Source organism: Desulfobacterales bacterium (genome assembly GCA_029211065.1).
Taxonomy (GTDB): Bacteria; Desulfobacterota; Desulfobacteria; order Desulfobacterales; family JARGFK01; genus JARGFK01.
This window is the reverse complement of sequence record JARGFK010000037.1, coordinates 11,738-27,521: the sequence shown is the minus strand read 5'-3', so window position 1 is coordinate 27,521 and position 15,784 is coordinate 11,738. Positions and strand designations below refer to the sequence as shown.

Annotated in this window: 14 protein-coding genes; 9 read left to right on the top strand and 5 right to left on the bottom strand. The window is 51.3% G+C overall.

Going from position 1 to position 15,784, the window contains the following annotated elements; translation table 11 throughout:
* Positions 1-22: 22 nt before the first annotated feature.
* Complete coding sequence (locus P1P89_10190) at positions 23-958, bottom strand: helix-turn-helix transcriptional regulator (GenBank protein ID MDF1591872.1); 936 nt, start codon at positions 956-958, stop codon at positions 23-25.
* Positions 959-1,364: 406 nt separating this feature from the next.
* Here P1P89_10190 and P1P89_10185 point away from each other — a divergent pair, with 406 nt between their 5' ends.
* The gene (locus P1P89_10185) at positions 1,365-3,527 is read left to right on the top strand and encodes an aldehyde ferredoxin oxidoreductase C-terminal domain-containing protein (GenBank protein MDF1591871.1); all 2,163 of its coding nucleotides are present in this window, start codon (positions 1,365-1,367) and stop codon (positions 3,525-3,527) included.
* A gap of 115 nt (positions 3,528-3,642) precedes the next feature.
* Here the strand turns inward: P1P89_10185 and P1P89_10180 are convergent, their stop codons facing one another.
* From P1P89_10180 to P1P89_10165, 4 genes are all read right to left on the bottom strand, one after another.
* Positions 3,643-3,939, bottom strand: coding sequence for an antibiotic biosynthesis monooxygenase (locus tag P1P89_10180; GenBank protein MDF1591870.1), 297 nt, complete (start codon positions 3,937-3,939; stop codon positions 3,643-3,645).
* Between the two features lie 236 nt (positions 3,940-4,175).
* Entirely contained in the window at positions 4,176-4,484 is a 309-nt protein-coding gene (locus P1P89_10175) for a hypothetical protein (GenBank protein MDF1591869.1), read from the bottom strand.
* Between the two features lie 78 nt (positions 4,485-4,562).
* Positions 4,563-5,123, bottom strand: coding sequence for a methyltransferase domain-containing protein (locus P1P89_10170; protein ID MDF1591868.1), 561 nt, complete (start codon positions 5,121-5,123; stop codon positions 4,563-4,565).
* Between the two features lie 176 nt (positions 5,124-5,299).
* Positions 5,300-5,803, bottom strand: coding sequence for a hypothetical protein (locus tag P1P89_10165; protein MDF1591867.1), 504 nt, complete (start codon positions 5,801-5,803; stop codon positions 5,300-5,302).
* Positions 5,804-5,824: 21 nt separating this feature from the next.
* Here P1P89_10165 and P1P89_10160 point away from each other — a divergent pair, with 21 nt between their 5' ends.
* The 8 genes from P1P89_10160 (at position 5,825) to P1P89_10125 (ending at position 15,703) form a co-directional block, all read left to right on the top strand.
* Positions 5,825-6,151: a hypothetical protein gene (locus tag P1P89_10160; protein ID MDF1591866.1), complete on the top strand. Its 327-nt coding sequence runs from the start codon at positions 5,825-5,827 to the stop codon at positions 6,149-6,151.
* Between the two features lie 99 nt (positions 6,152-6,250).
* Positions 6,251-6,967, top strand: a complete 717-nt coding sequence (locus P1P89_10155) for a TVP38/TMEM64 family protein (protein MDF1591865.1) — start codon at positions 6,251-6,253, stop codon at positions 6,965-6,967.
* Between the two features lie 155 nt (positions 6,968-7,122).
* Positions 7,123-8,190 carry a uroporphyrinogen decarboxylase gene (hemE, locus tag P1P89_10150; GenBank protein ID MDF1591864.1) on the top strand — a complete coding sequence of 356 codons (1,068 nt, stop codon included), beginning with the start codon at positions 7,123-7,125 and terminating at the stop codon, positions 8,188-8,190.
* Positions 8,184-9,560, top strand: a complete 1,377-nt coding sequence (gene hemN, locus P1P89_10145; GenBank protein MDF1591863.1) for an oxygen-independent coproporphyrinogen III oxidase — start codon at positions 8,184-8,186, stop codon at positions 9,558-9,560. Before hemE ends, hemN begins: the two co-directional genes overlap by 7 nt.
* Positions 9,561-9,573: 13 nt before the next feature.
* Entirely contained in the window at positions 9,574-10,542 is a 969-nt protein-coding gene (gene hemH / locus P1P89_10140; protein MDF1591862.1) for a ferrochelatase, read from the top strand.
* Positions 10,543-10,553: 11 nt separating this feature from the next.
* On the top strand, positions 10,554-11,975 hold the full coding sequence (gene hemG, locus P1P89_10135; protein MDF1591861.1) for a protoporphyrinogen oxidase: 1,422 nt from the start codon (positions 10,554-10,556) through the stop codon (positions 11,973-11,975).
* Positions 11,976-12,003: 28 nt separating this feature from the next.
* Entirely contained in the window at positions 12,004-14,757 is a 2,754-nt protein-coding gene (gene acnA, locus P1P89_10130; GenBank protein MDF1591860.1) for an aconitate hydratase AcnA, read from the top strand.
* 85 nt (positions 14,758-14,842) lie between these two features.
* Positions 14,843-15,703: a hypothetical protein gene (locus tag P1P89_10125; protein ID MDF1591859.1), complete on the top strand. Its 861-nt coding sequence runs from the start codon at positions 14,843-14,845 to the stop codon at positions 15,701-15,703.
* Positions 15,704-15,784: the final 81 nt, after the last annotated feature.

Sequence of the window (15,784 nt, the reverse complement as noted above, 5' to 3'; positions counted from 1 at the left end):
TCCTGATGTGCAGTTTAAAGTTTTATCGGCTATCGGGATTATTTTTTTCACTGTTTTTGGGATAAACCATCTTTCCGGAAAACTCGACATCATAACCGGAGTAGTGGGATGCAATTTCCCGAAATGTTTTTTCAACCAGCAGGCCGAGAAACAGCTGGACGCCTTTATCAAAGAATCTGTCCTTGGAAACCAGCAGGTCGAACCTTTCCCAGCGCAGGGGGATAAAATCAAGATCGAGCAGGCCGGCCACAGCGCGGATTCCCGGCCCGGCATCGGCGCGGCCGGATAAAATCTCAAGGCCGAGATCCAGGTGGCGGTTGACTTCATGGTGGTAGCCTTTAATCGTGCTGCCCTCCACCCCGGCCTTGCCCAGTTCCCGGTCCAGCAGCAGCCGGGTGCCGGTGCCCAGGGGGCGGTTTACAATCTGAAGCCCCGCTCTGCCCAGATCGGCGATGCCGGTTATCTTTTTGGGGTTTCCCCTTTGCACCAGGACGCCCTGCTCCCGCCGGCAAAAGTTGACAATGGCGGGCAGAGCTCCCAGTTCTTTGGTGGCAAAGTCAAAGTTGTATTCGGCCTCATCCTCCTGGAGCAGATGGCTGGCGGCCATGTGGCAGCGGTTTTGACGCAGGGCCCGGAGGCCACCCATGCTGCCCAGGTTGCCGAAGACGGCAATTTGATCGGGGTAAAGAGAATTAAAAAGTGAAATCGACCGGTCCAGCAGGGGGTCGTTGCTGCCGGTGATGATCAGAATCCCTTCGTAAGGCGGCAGGTGGGTTGCCTGCTGCGGATAATTGCTGGTGTGCATTTCGATCCACTGTTCCACCAGATGACGCGGAAACAGCCACTTGCCGGTTACCTTGGTTGCCGGCAACCCTTTTTCAGCCACCAGGGTGTAAACCATTTTTTCATTGACCTCTAAAAATTGTGCGACTTCCTTTGTCGTCAGCAGGTTTTTCATTTGATGCTCCCGGCGGTTAATCCCGTGCATGATCCGGTTGACGTTTCCGGACGGACAATGGGTGCATCCGTCCGGGTCAATATCCGGTTAAAATTCCCGGAAATCATACTTTTTAAGTTATTATCAGTCAATATAATTTTAATCTTGTATATTATATTTTCTACAAATTACTTATAATTACCATAAATAACATCATAAAATAAATTAACCTGAATGACAGAATTTCTGGATGTCCGCCTGCGCGGGCATGACGCAGTGGTGACCTTCTGTTCTCATCCCCAACGGCCTGATTTTAAATTATTTTGGATAGTATGGATGCTTACTGTAAGTCTTTAACTTGACAGCTAATCACAATCTCTACTATATAACCTCTTTACGAAAGCTGAATTTTACAAAGGAGTATAATATGGCTATTAATTCAATTGATTATTCCAAAGCGGCGGTGGAAAGAGGATATACCGACCGGCTGCTGAGAGTTGACCTCGGCAGCCGCAGCATCGTTGTTGAAAAGATTTCGGACCAAACGCGAAGCATGTTTGTCGGCGGCCGGGGTTATTGTCTGAAACTTGTCTATGACGGCACCCATAGCGATACGACTTATGACAGCCCGGAAAACGTACTGGCCCTTGCCGGCGGACCGTTTTGCGGGGAAAGCGGATTTGCCGGCACCGGCAAATTTATCGTGGGGTCGATTTCCCCCCTGACCCGGACATTTTGCGATTCCAATGTCGGCGGCTATTTTTTCCCGCTGGTAAAACAGGCAGGCTTTGACGCCATCGCCATTACCGGAAAATCAGCCGCAGACGTCATGGTTGTCATTGACGGCGACAGGGGCAAGATAGAGATCGTCGATGCGCCCCAAACGGAATTTTCTTTGCTTGAAGCTGAAAAGGTGATCGATCAATACAAAGGCGAGGGAAATCCTGTTGGGGTGGCTTTTGTGTGTGCGGGTCGGGGCGCCGGACAAACGCATTTCGGCTGTGTCAACAGTATTTACTACGATGTCAGACGAAAACGCTGCCGGGCCAAGCAAGCCGGCCGCGGCGGTCTGGGTACGGTCATGCGCACCAAGGGACTCAGGGGCATCGTTGTGAAATGTGATATCTCTGCCGGCATTTCCAACCATCCAGCCGACCGTGAGCAGTTGCGGGACGCCGGCAAAAACATCCGCAGCGTCATCCGCGAGGTGGACCCGAATTCCATGAGCCTGGGCACCCAGGGGACGACCTCTCTGATAGACATGATGAATCCGCATCATCTGCTGCCGATAAATAACTATCAATATGGCTCAGATGAACGCGCCAAGGATGTGTCCGGCAAGATATTTGAAAACAGCGTTTTTGAACAGCGAAAACCCGATGGCTGTTTTGCGGGCTGCAACCTGGCCTGTACCAAGGGATGCGAGGAATATACCCTCAAGTCCGGACCCCACGCCGGCAAGACCGTTGCGGTGGATGGACCGGAGTACGAAACAGCGGCGGCGGTTACCAACTTGGGTGTTTTTGATATCGACGGCATGCTCGAGTATGCCTGGTACTGTGACGAGTACGGTCTCGATACCATCAGCGCCGGCGTGGTGATGTCGTTCCTGTTTGAAGCCTATGAGCGCAACATCCTGACGCCTGAAGACACCGATGGGCTCAAGCTGGAATGGGGCCGTGCGGATACGGTTTTAGAACTGCTGCATCGCATGGCTTCCGGTGAAAAGGGCCTGGCCAGGGAGGCCGGCAAAGGCGTGCGCCACATGAAGCATTATATTGCGAACCTTGTGGCATCACGCAACGGTCAACTTTCGGGGGAGATCATGGCCGAGCTGGAACTTTTTGCCATGGAGAGTAAAGGCCTGGAATTTTCGATGTACATTACCAAGGAATCGCTGGCCCAGCAGGGCGGCTATGGTTTTGCCCTGAAAGGGCCGCAGCACGACGAAGCCTGGCTCATCGCCCTGGATCAGATCAAAAAAGAGCTGCCCACCTTTGAAAAAAAGGCGTCGGCATTAAGATGGTTTCCGCTGTTTCGCACCTGGTTTAACATTGTCGGCCTCTGCAAGCTGCCATGGATTGATGTGCGTCACCCCGAGGCAAAAAACACGGAGGATCCTGCCAAAAATCTTCCGACGATCGCGTATTATCTCGGTTTGGTAAACGGCACCCTGGGGACCCAAAAAACACTGGACGATCTCCTGGCGGAGTCGGAGCGAAGCTACCTTCTGCATAAGCTGATTAATCTGCGCCAGGGATTCGGGACCCGCGAACATGATGTGATTCCCCTGCGGGCCAAAGCACCGGTTTATATGAACGAATTCCTTTCACGCAAAGCGTATTATCAGCAATATCTCGCTGATGTGGCCGGTATTCAGGTGAACGGCATGGGGGATGAAGAGATGCTGACCGCTTTACAAAAATATCGAAACAGCCAATATGACAAATTAACCGATGTGGTTTATCAGGAAAAGGGGTACGATCCCAACGGCATTCCCCGGGATGAAACCCTGGTCCGTCTGGGATTTAACAAGGACGAGTATTTCAGCATCGTTCAGGCAGCGCGGGAACGCATACCAAATATATAAACAAACGATAGATGGTTAAAAAATGCCCTGTTCCGCCAAATGGCGTGACAGGGCATTTTTTGGGTAATAGAAGACAGCAGGTCCGAACAGGATCTTTAACCGATTTGTTTTTGGGTTATTCCGTGAAGCCGTAATAAAACATTTCGTATTCGGTCTTTCCACCCAGCAGCGAATCGATTTTTTCCTGAACACCCTGCCTTTCCTTGCTTAACAACCACTTGCCCCAGTCATCTGAGGATTGCCAGGTACTGATAACCAGAAAGGTGTCGGGCTGGTCCAGGCTTTTTAAGGTTTCACCGGAAATATACCCCGGCTGATTGTTTGCCAGGCTTCGCATTTGCCTGACAAGGGGGATCATTTCTCTGGCTTTGTCCAGGGGGACTGTCCGTTTAATCAGGATTTTTACTGCCATCGTCTCCTCCTTTGTTAAATGCGTTTAGGGGAAGGGCTGTGCCGTAAACTTTGTTGGGTTACACCATCAAGGTGTAAAAAGGATATCATAAAAAAGGAAAATTTAAAACACCCCGTTAGGGGAAATTCAACGGGGTGCCGATTTAGGTGTGAGATTGGCCGGTTCTGGGGAACGGTTTGTTTTTGCCGCCCAACAAAAGAAGGGGTCCCCAGGGAATGAACACCCTGCGCCGGGGTTTATTTGTGGATACGTTCAGCTTTCCATTCCAGACTTTCCGGGGCCATGGTTCCGCCTAACCGGACCGTTCCTTCAATGATGTTTCCCTTTACGCGGCCCTGGTAATCCTGCTGAACGATACGGTCATCCGCCTCGCTGATCAACGAAAATCGAATCTGATCACCCTTCAGGGACGGGTTAAAAATACGCCAGAGAATATCCTGATTCAGTGCTGCCCCTTCGATATCCTGGAAATGCTGATTCACTTCCAGAACGAAACGCTGGTCGCTGCTGAGGATGGGGATTTGCCATTGCCACCGGCCGCCCACCTCGGCAGGTATGATCCACAGGTAAAGGTATCGTTCCTCCCCGCTTTCATCTTTTAGCGTCCGGATGCTATCCGGGCGCTAGGCTTCCATGTGAAAATCCTGTGAAATCACGCGTACGCCGGGATTGAGTTCGCCCAACAGTTTGGGCCGCAGTTTTAAATTGACTTCCGGCAGTAAATACATCGTCACCACATCGGCCCTGTTGATATCGGTTAAAAAGATGTCTTTTACGTAGAAGTCGATCCGATCTGAAACGCCGGCCTGCTTGGCATACTGTCGGCTCAAATCCACCAGCTTGTCGTTCAGATCAACCCCAAACCCCCGGGCGCCGTGATTTTTGGCAGCTAAAATATTTATACGACCGTCACCGGAGCCGAGGTCGATCAGGAATTCGTCCGGCTTGACGGCTGCCAGGTCAAGCATGGCCCTGACGACGGCCTGATGAGTGACCACGTAGGGAACATCGAGCTTGCGGCTGCCCTTGGCAAATTCAGCCCCTGATGACCGTGTAAATTTGGGTTCAATATCTTGGCCCGAAGTTGCGCAAGAGCAAATGGCGGTCAGTAACCCGAAACAGGAGGCAATCGCTGCGGCCAAACGTAATTTTTGGGTAAACCGGCGGGGGGATATGATGACCATAACTGTTCTCCTCATCAGATTGATATGCGATACAATTGCTGTTATCTATTATTTTTGGATGATTGATTTGCGCGCCGGATAGGAGTTGATGTTTTTGTCGACGGGGCGATCCGGGTCCATATCAGCTTCAGGTACGTGGGCAGATTGATGATGATGGGAAACATGCCCAGGGGTGCCTAGCAGAGGCGATGCCAGGCAGAATCGATCATGCGAAAAATATCCACGGCAAGGCTGAGCAGGCCCATGGCCAGGGATGTTCGCTGGGCAATCAAAGACGGGAGTTCAGCCAGGGAATGGATGCCTTTCAAAAGGCTGAAGCCTTCCCCCAGCAAAAAATACCCCATGGCACTGGGGATCCCGCAAAAGAGGGCATTATAGAGCGTCAACCGGTAGGCGTTGCCGTCCATATTGTTAAGCTTTGCAAAAGTCTGCTGATCGCTGCGGGTCAGGGAGCCCCCGATGTAATAGGTATAAAAAGCCATCATAAAACCGCTCAATGCACGGATGAGCAGCAGGCGATTATGTCGAATCTGTTGCTGCCAAAAACCGGACAAACCATGCGACTGTTTTTCCGGTTCGCCGTTGTCTATGAGCATCCAGCGGGCCAGTTTTAAAATCTGCCGGCCGACGATGCCGCTGCGCGAAATAAGGTAATCGACGGATTTTTCAGTTGAATTCATTTTTTCGGGTCGGGTTGTGCGATGATCGGATTGAAAAGTTTTTATCTAAAACCCTTCGTCTGTTCTACAAAAATTAATAATAATGTGCCTACCAAAGGACGCAATGTCAACATGTGCTGTTTAAAGTTTATTCGCCTTCGCCTGAATACCCTGCTGCTTGCAGCAGGGATGAAAGGCGAGGTGAACCGCACCGAAGCTCAACTGAGCGTAGGCGGGTTAAAGCTACGGCGCAATTGCGCTTTGATACCCCGCAGCTGGCTGCGGGGAGCTTCATTTGATTTAAATGAAAAATACTTCAATAGCAATAAAAACAAATCGCTTTACAGACAACACCCTTTAAATGGTTGATTGTCATCAAAAACGCCTTATGGTATTTGTATTAAATCGATTTCAGCTGGAAATGATGGTTTTAACCGTGAAACTGTTCACCCCAGGGAGGTAAGTTGAATGAATCCCGCCCGGCGACAGCCGAAACCGAACCAATCAAAAAGCATTGTAAAAGCGGTGGGGCTGGTTGTCTTTATTGTTGCAGCCATTTTGCTGGTCCGATTTACGCCGGTAAAGGATTATCTCACGGCTGATGCCCTGGGCCTTTTTCTGGAAAAGGTCGGACTGTGGGCGCCGCTTATTTTTATGCTGGTGTATGCCGTGGGGGTGTGCCTTTTTGTGCCGGGGACACTCTTGACCGGGATTGGCGCGGCCATTTTCGGTCCATACCGGGGCTTTGCTTATGTCTGGATCGGCGCCATGGCGGGCGCCAGCGCGGCTTTTTATATCGGGCGAACCCTGGGAAGAGAGTTTGCAGCATCCCTGATCGGGGAAAAACTTCAAAAATATGACGATGCCATCGCGCGCAACGGTTTTGCCGCCGTTTTGTATCTTCGGCTGGTCTATTTTCCCTTTACACCCATGAATTTCGGCATGGGCCTGACCAAAGTCGGTTTCTGGGATTATTTTTTCGGAACGGGCTTCGGGATTATCGTCGGCACCTTTATTTTTACATTTTTTATCGGAACCGTTGCGGACGTCTGGGCTTCGGGGGACTGGGGCCGGCTGGTGTCTTTTAAGGTTTTCTTTTCGATAGCGCTCTTTATATTCTCCTTTTTTATTCCGAAAATAATCAAAAAAATTAAGGGTGACACAACGGTCGGCCCGGGCAGATAAAGACTCTAATTTCCATTTACAAACCCGGATTATTATCTTAGATTATCAGGTAGATTTCACGCATTGTAGGGTCACGGCACGCATTAAGGGAAAAAATATCAGTCAGAATTTTTTAGACGCATTTCGATTAGAGACCATTTACACTGGGAGGATAGGTGGCTTTACTCAAAAATGATCTGTTTTTAAGAGCGTGCAGGCGGCTTCCGGTTGAACGCACCCCCATATGGGTCATGCGTCAGGCCGGCCGGTATCTGCCGGAGTATCGTGCGATCCGCCAGCAGGCTGATTTTATGACCATGTGCAAAACACCGGAACTGGCCGCCGAGGTTACCATTCAGCCGGTGGAACTCATCGGTGTGGATGCCGCCATTATCTTTTCCGATATCCTGGTGATCCCCGAAGCGATGGGCATGCACCTGGAGATGCACGAAGGTACGGGGCCGGTATTTCCGCATCCGATTCGAAACGAAGATGATATCGGACGGATCAGAATCATTGATCCCTCGGTTGATTTAAAGTACGTTCTCGAAGCGGTGGCACTGGCAAAAAAAGAATTGGCCGGCAGGGTTCCCCTGATCGGTTTCAGCGGCTCCCCCTGGACCCTGCTGACCTACATGGTTGAGGGCCAGGGTTCAAAAAATTTTTCAAAAGTTAAAAATTTTATCTACAACCAACCCCGTGCGGCCCATCGACTGTTGGAAATGATCGCCGATACCGCCGCAGAATATTTGAGCGCCAAAATCGAGGCGGGCGTCAACGCGGTTCAGATTTTCGACACATGGGGAGGGATCCTTTCTCCGGATGATTTTGAAACGTTTTCCTTGAAATATATCAAAAGGATCATCTCTCAGATCAAACGAGGGGATGAGCCGGTCATCGTATTTGCCAAGGGGGTTCATTTCAGGCTGAACAGGCTGGCCGCTTGCGGCGCCGATGTACTGGGCCTTGATTGGACAATGGATATCGGTGAGGTTCGGGAAATGATCGGCCATAAGGTCGCTCTGCAGGGCAACCTTGACCCCACGGTTCTCTACATGCACCAGGAAAATATCGCCCGGCAAGCCTGGAAGGTTTTAGAATCCTACGGCCATCATGACGGCCATGTTTTTAATCTCGGTCACGGGATCCTTCCGGATGTCTCGCCCGACAACCTGAAATTTCTGGTGGATTTCGTTAAAGAGAAAAGCGTTGTTTTCCATGAAAAAAGGGAAAAACCTTGCTGAGCATCGATATCGATTTAATAAAAAAATATGACAAACCGGGGCCGCGGTACACAAGCTACCCCACTGCGCCGCAATTCAGCGACGCATTTACCCATGCGGATTTTTTAAACGAAATCATACAGACAAATCAGGGGGGCGGTCTTGCGGATTTGTCTTTATACTTTCATCTGCCGTTTTGTGACACGCTTTGCTACTTCTGCGGCTGCAATATGATTGTCACCCATAACCGCGATAGGATTCAGCGCTATCTGAAATACTTGAAAAAGGAAATCGATCACATTCAGAGCCTGATCCCAAAGGATCGGAGAACAGTTCAGCAGCACTGGGGGGGCGGCACCCCCACTCATCTGAATCCCGATGAAATTTCGGATTTGATTGCCTACATCCGGCAACGTTTTGAAATAGCGCCGGACGCGGAAGTCAGTTGCGAGATCGACCCGCGCGAACTGACCAAAGACCATCTGGTCTCATTACGGTCCGGCGGCTTTAACCGGGTCAGCATGGGTGTTCAAGACGTTAATGCAAAGGTCCAAAAAGCGGTAAACCGGATCCAGCCGGAAACGCTGACGCGGCGTGTGGTGGACTGGGTCCGGGAGTTGGGGTTTGAAAGTTTAAATGTCGATTTAATATATGGCCTCCCTTTTCAGACGGCGTATAATTTTGAAAAGACCGTTGATACGATCATCGATATTTATCCGGATAGAATTGCATTATTTAATTTCGCTTATGTCCCGTGGATGAAAAAACACCAGAAACTGATTCGTTTGGAAGATCTGCCGACGCCCGAAGAGAAATTAAGCATCCTGAAAATGTCGGTGGAGAAACTGACGGGCGCCGGCTACGTATTCATCGGGATGGATCATTTTGCCAAACCGGGTGATGAACTGGCGGTGGCGCTAAAAGAGAAGAAGCTTTATCGAAATTTTCAAGGGTACAGCACCAACGCAGGCGCCGATCTATATGCCATGGGCATTACCAGCATCAGTCAATTCGGTAACATCTATGCCCAGAATGAAAAGGAAGAAAAGGAATATTTTGCCGCACTGGATAAAGGGATCCTGCCGACGGTCAGGGGCTGCCGGCTCAATCCCGATGATGTGTTGCGGCGTAAAGTGATTACGCGGCTCATGTGCGATTTTGAATTGGACTTTAAGGCCATCGAGGATGAATTTGGCATCGACTTTGAATCTTACTTCAGGTGGGGGCTCGGGAATTTGAAAACAATGGGGGACGATCAGCTCATCAGGATTGAAGGCAGAAAATTGCACGTTACGGACATGGGCCGATTTCTGATCAGAAACATAGCGATGAATTTTGACGGATACCTTGAACGCAAAGAGGACCAGGCGCGCTATTCCAGAACCGTATAACCGAAGGGATTAGATGTCACGCTACGCTGTTGTTTTGCTGAACCTTGGGGGGCCGGATTCACTGGGTGCGGTTGAGCCCTTTTTAAGGAATTTGTTCAGTGACCACGATATTTTCAAGATACCCTTCGGGCAAAAGCTTTTTGCAAAGCTGATCGCAAAGGCGCGTGCTCCCAAGGTCACGGAAAGATACAAAAAAATCGGGGGCAAGTCACCCCTCAACGAGTGGACCGCTGTCCAACGGAAGAAACTTGAGCGCGCGCTTAATAAGGACTCCCGGGACTTCGAAGTTCATGTCGGGATGCGCTACTGGCAACCCGCGATCACAGATGTTGCGGCCGGGCTTTCAGAAACAGGTTTCGAAAAAATTGTTTTACTGCCCCTTTATCCGCATTATTCGATAACGACCACCGGCTCCTCTTTCAGGGAATGGCAACGGTCTTATGGCGGACCTGCCGCCCGGCTGGTCTATGTTGATCATTATTGCGACAATGAAAAATATATTGCGGCGATCAATCAAAGAATAGATGAAACCATTTTACGTTTTCCGGAGCCTGCCAGAGATGATATCCAAATCGTTTTCAGCGCCCACGGCACGCCGCAGCGGCTGGTGGACCAGGGCGATCCATACAGCAGCCAAATCATGAAAACCATCGAAAGGGTCATGCTGAAACGTAATTTTGACCGTCCCCATCACCTCTGTTTTCAAAGCAAGGTCGGACCGCTGCAATGGCTTACGCCGTCAACCCATGAGACCCTGACAGCCCTGGCGGCGGAACATAACAAACAGATATTGGTGGTTCCCGTCAGCTTTGTCAGCGACCATATCGAAACCCTGTTTGAGCTGGAGATCGAATACAGAGACGTTGCCGTCAACGCCGGCATTGAAAACTATGTGGTCATGAAAGGGTTAAACGATTCGGATCTGTTTATCTCGGCGCTGAAAGATATAACGTTGCAGGCCCTAAACCCTGCAGTCACATAAAAACATGACGAATGAATAAAAGCCATATCAAGATCACGATTCTGGGCGCCGGCATATCCGGACTATCAGCGGCATACTGGCTGCAAAGGGACGGCTGGGATATCACTGTGTTAGAATCCGATCATGAACCGGGCGGCTCCATGATGACCCGGCGCGGGGATGGGTTCCTGATCGATTACGGCCCCAACAGCGGACTGGACACAACGCCCCTCATCACCCAAATGGTGACGGAACTGGGCCTGGGCGATGAAATGGTCTACGCCAATGAAATCGGCAACAAACGCTATATTCTGAAAAACGGGCGCCTCCATGCGTTGCCGACAACCCCGCTGGCATTTATTCAGACGGATCTGTTTTCTCTAAAAGCAAAACTGCGGCTCCTGGCCGAACCTTTCATCGGACCGTCGCCGGACGGTTACTACCAGAGCATCTCTCAATTTGTTGAAAGGCGGCTGGGGCGGGAGTTTCTGGATTATGCGGTCAATCCTTTTGTGGCAGGTGTTTTTGCCGGGAATCCGGATGAATTGAGCGTGAAATCGGCGTTTCCGAAATTGTATCGCCTGGAAGAAGTGTACGGCGGGTTGATTAAAGGATTTATAAAAGGCGCCAAGGAAAGAAAAGCGCGGTCCGAAACGTCCAAGCAAAGCGCCCGGATATTTTCCTTTAGAAGCGGCATGCAGGTATTTCCCAAGGCCATTGCGGCCAGACCCGGAATCCGTCTGCAGTATGACTGCCATGTCGAGAAGGTCATGAGGCATCAAGGCAGGTTAACGGTCATATCCAGCCGGAATGGGAAAACCGCGGAAGATGAAACCGACATCATTCTTTCGGCGATTCCTGCCCATAGCGCGGCGACTGTTTTTGCCGAGATGGACCCGCAGCTGTCCGTGCATTTAAAGGATATCTATTATCCGCCGGTCAAGGTTTTATATCTGGGCTATCGTAAGGCGGCCATCCGGCAGCCGTTGGACGGCTTCGGGTTCTTAATTCCGGAAAAAGAAAAGAAAACTTTCCTGGGCGCGATTTGGAGCTCAACCCTATTTCCGGATAGAAGCCGGGATGACCTGGCGGCATTTACGCTGTTTGTCGGCGGCGCCAGATCCCCGGAACTGTTTGAGAACGAACCTGAGTTGTTGAATAAAGCTGTTATGGCTGAGTTTCATGATATCATGGGAATCAAAGAAGATCCGGTATTTATAAAGGAAAAAATGTGGTCGCGGGCGATTCCCCAATATAAAATCGGGTATGTGGAACATGAAAGATACTTTAGAACATTTGAAGGGGATAATCCCGGTATATTTTTAAGCGGAAACTACCGCGGCGGCATTTCAGTGGGGGACTGCATCAAAAATTCTGAAATCACATATTTGAAGGTAAAGGAATATATCCTGAATCTTGCATCATTCAGGCACATAGAAAAGGGTATCGGTTAAAGCGTTCAGCCAAACGAAAGGGGGCAGGATGAAGTCACGGGACTTTGTGAAGCGGATAACGTTAAAATCCAAAAATTACCATTTATACGACATAAAGGCATTGCATAAAAAAGGGATTGCCGATGTGAACCGGCTGCCGTTTACCATTAAAATCCTGGTTGAAAACCTGTTGCGAAAGCTGGACGGCCGGATCGTCAAGGAGGAGGATCTGGTCAACATTGCCCGCTGGCAAAAGACGTACAGCGAACCGGTGGAGATCCCTTTTCATCCGGCCCGGGTGATGATGCACGATTATACCGGCGCCCCGGCGATTGTGGATCTGGCGGCCATGCGGGATGCCGTTAAAGCGCTGGGCGGCGATCCCAAAATCGTCAACCCGCTCATCCCGGTTGAGTTCATCGTGGACCACTCCATTCAGGTCGATCACTTCGGCACCGCCGATGCCTTGGACAAAAATGTGGAAAGAGAATACCAGCGCAACGGCGAACGCTACGCCCTCCTGAAATGGGCCCAGAAAAGTTTTGACAATTTCAAGGTCGTACCCCCCAAAGCGGGCATCTGCCACCAGGTGAATTTAGAATATCTGGGGCGGGTGGTCATCAGCGAGACGGTTAGCCGAAAAACGCTGCTCTATCCGGATACGATGATTTGTACCGATTCCCATACGCCGATGATAAACGGAATCGGCGTCATCGGTGTGGGCGTCGGCGGCATCGAGGCCGAAGCGGTGATGCTGGGGCAGCCCTATTATATGGCGATTCCCGAGGTCATCGGCGTCCGGCTCACGGGCAGTTTAAAAGAGGGGGTCACGGCCACCGATCTGGTCCTGACGGTCACCCATATGCTGCGAAAGCACAAGGTGGTTGAAAAATACGTGGAGTATTTCGGGCCGGGCATCAAAAACCTGACCGTTCCGGACCGGGCCACAGTGGCCAACATGACGCCGGAATACGGCGCCACCCTGGGATTTTTTCCGGTGGATGCCAAAACCATTGAATATCTGAAACTCACCAATCGTGAAAAACAGGCAACCGTTGCGGCCAGGTGTTTAAAAGCCCAGGGGCTTTTCTACAGCGATAAAATCGAGCCTGAATATACGCAGGTGCTGGAACTCGATCTCGGAACGGTCGAGCCTTGCGTGGCCGGCCCCTCCCGGCCCCAGGACCGGATTATTTTGAAAGATTTAAAGGGAAGCTTTGCCAATGTGCTGGGGTGCGAATATGAGCGCGATACCAGTGCGGGGCAGCTTTCCACCTTCATTGACGAGTCCGGCTGCCAGACCGTTCGGGCCAAAACCTGTAAGCCGATCAACCCGCGACTCTATGAAGTCAATATCAGCGGCAATGAAGAAAAGATCGGGGACGGCAGCATCGTCATTGCGGCCATTACCTCCTGCACCAACACGTCGAATCCTCATGTCATGATCGGGGCCGGCCTGATTGCCAAAAATGCCGTTGAAAAAGGGCTGCGGGTGCCCCCCTGCGTAAAAACGTCCCTGGCTCCGGGTTCAAAGGTTGTGATCCGGTACCTGACCGATGCCGGGTTGATGCCGTATCTGGAAGCGCTGGGTTTCCACGTGGCCGGGTTCGGCTGCACCACCTGTATCGGCAACAGCGGTCCCCTGCATCAGGAAATTGAACGGGTCGTTAAGGAGAACGATCTGACGGTGGCGGCCATACTTTCCGGAAACCGTAATTTTGAGGCCCGCATTCACCAGAGCGTCAAGGCCAATTTCCTGGCATCCCCGATGCTGGTAGTGGCTTTTGCCTTGGCCGGCAGAATCGATGTGGATATGACCACAGAGCCGGTTGCCCTGGATCCCAACGGCAACCCGGTTTGTCTGGCGGAACTCTGGCCCAAATCCGAAGAAATCAAAAAGCTGATCCGAAAGCACGTCCGCCGGGAGTTTTTCAGCCTTGAATACGGACGGATATTTGACGGGGACGCGCTCTGGCACAAGCTGCCGGTCAAAGAGAGCACCACCTTTCACTGGGACCCGGCATCGACCTACATCAAAAAGCCGCCGTTTTTTGACGGCATCCGCCTGGAACCGTCGCCGGCCGCCGACGTCAGCAACGCCCGGGCACTGCTGCTGCTGGGAAATTCGATCACCACGGATCACATCTCCCCGGCCGGAGCGTTTTCCGAAAAGTATCCGGCCGGCCGGCATCTTAAGGAAAAAAAGGTTGCACCGGCAGATTTTAATTCATACGGCTCACGCCGGGGAAATCATGAAGTCATGATGCGGGGCACCTTTGCCAACATCCGGATCAAAAACAAAATGGTGGATCCCAAAGAAGGCGGGTACACCCTTAAGTTTCCCGAAAAAAAAGAGATGTTTGTGTATGAGGCCGCCGTGAAATATGCAAAGGAGGCGGTTCCGCTGGTGGTCCTGGGCGGCCGGGAATACGGCGGCGGTTCTTCCAGGGACTGGGCAGCCAAGGGCCCCAATTTGCTGGGAATAAAGGCGGTTATCGCCGAATCTTTCGAGCGGATTCACCGCAGCAATCTATTGGGCATGGGGCTCCTGCCGCTGCAGTTCAAACCGGGCCAAAGCTGGGAAAAGCTGGGATTGGAGGGATCTGAAACGTTTTTTATCAGCGGGGTCGACAACATGACCCCCCGCAAGAAGCTGCAGGTAAAGGCGGACGGCAGTGAAGTTCAATTCGATGTCATTGCCAGGCTGGACACGGAAGTGGACATCGAATATTTTCTGAACGGCGGGATTCTGCCGTATGTGTTGCGGAAGTTGATGAGGGAGAATAAGACAAGATCAAAATGATTCACCACAGAGGCCCAGAGGGCACAGAGGGGTAAATTCATTTATCAGAACCGGGAGATACCGGTTCTGATAAAACATTCGCCTTATGGCATTAGAAAATTATTCGGCGTCCATGGACAATGATAAAGAAAAACAACTTAATTTAGCGGTCGTCCAGTTCAGCCCTGAGTTCAATCGGAAGCAAAAAAATTTCGACCGCATCGAGCGCCTGACCGAGGGCCTGGACGCGGACATTATTGTTCTGCCGGAGCTCTGCACCACCGGCTATTTCTTTCTTTCCAGAGAAGAAACGGCGAAAGCGGCTGAACCGGCGGATGGCCCCACCGCCCGGTTTTTTCAGGAAATGGCCCAAAGACACAACGCCATTGTTGTGGCCGGGTTTGCTGAATGCGATGGAGACAAACTGTTCAACGCCGCTTTGATTGCCCGACCGCAGGCGCCTGTCCGGGTTTATCGGAAAATACACCTGTTTTATAAGGAAAAATTCTGTTTTGACCCCGGCGACCGGGGGTTCTTTGTCATCGCAGACAACACCCGGGATCTGGGCCTGGGTGCGATGATCTGCTATGATTTTCGCTTTCCGGAAGCGGCCCGCATTTTAACGCTGCAGGGGGCTGATGTGATCGTGTGCCCGTCGAACCTGGTTACGGACACCTGGCATCCGGTGATGGCGGCCCGTGCCGTTGAAAACAAGGTATATATTGCGGTCTCCAACCGGGGCGGCCGGGAAAAAAGAAACGGTGAAGAACTGGTGTTTACCGGAAAATCCGCAATCTTCGGCTACAACGGCCGGGAATTGAAAACGGCCGGACCCGAAGGCGATGAGATTTTAGCGGTCGCCATCAGCCCTGCTCAAACCAGGGACAAGTCCATTAACCCCCTCAATGATCTCATCAAAGACCGGCAGCCCGGGCATTACGGACCGCTGGTGGGAAAATCGGAGTAATCCTGCTCCCCCCTCTGAAAAACTCAGCCCATACTGAGGTATCGACTAATACCGGTTTTGCCGCCCTCTGATTGCATTCAA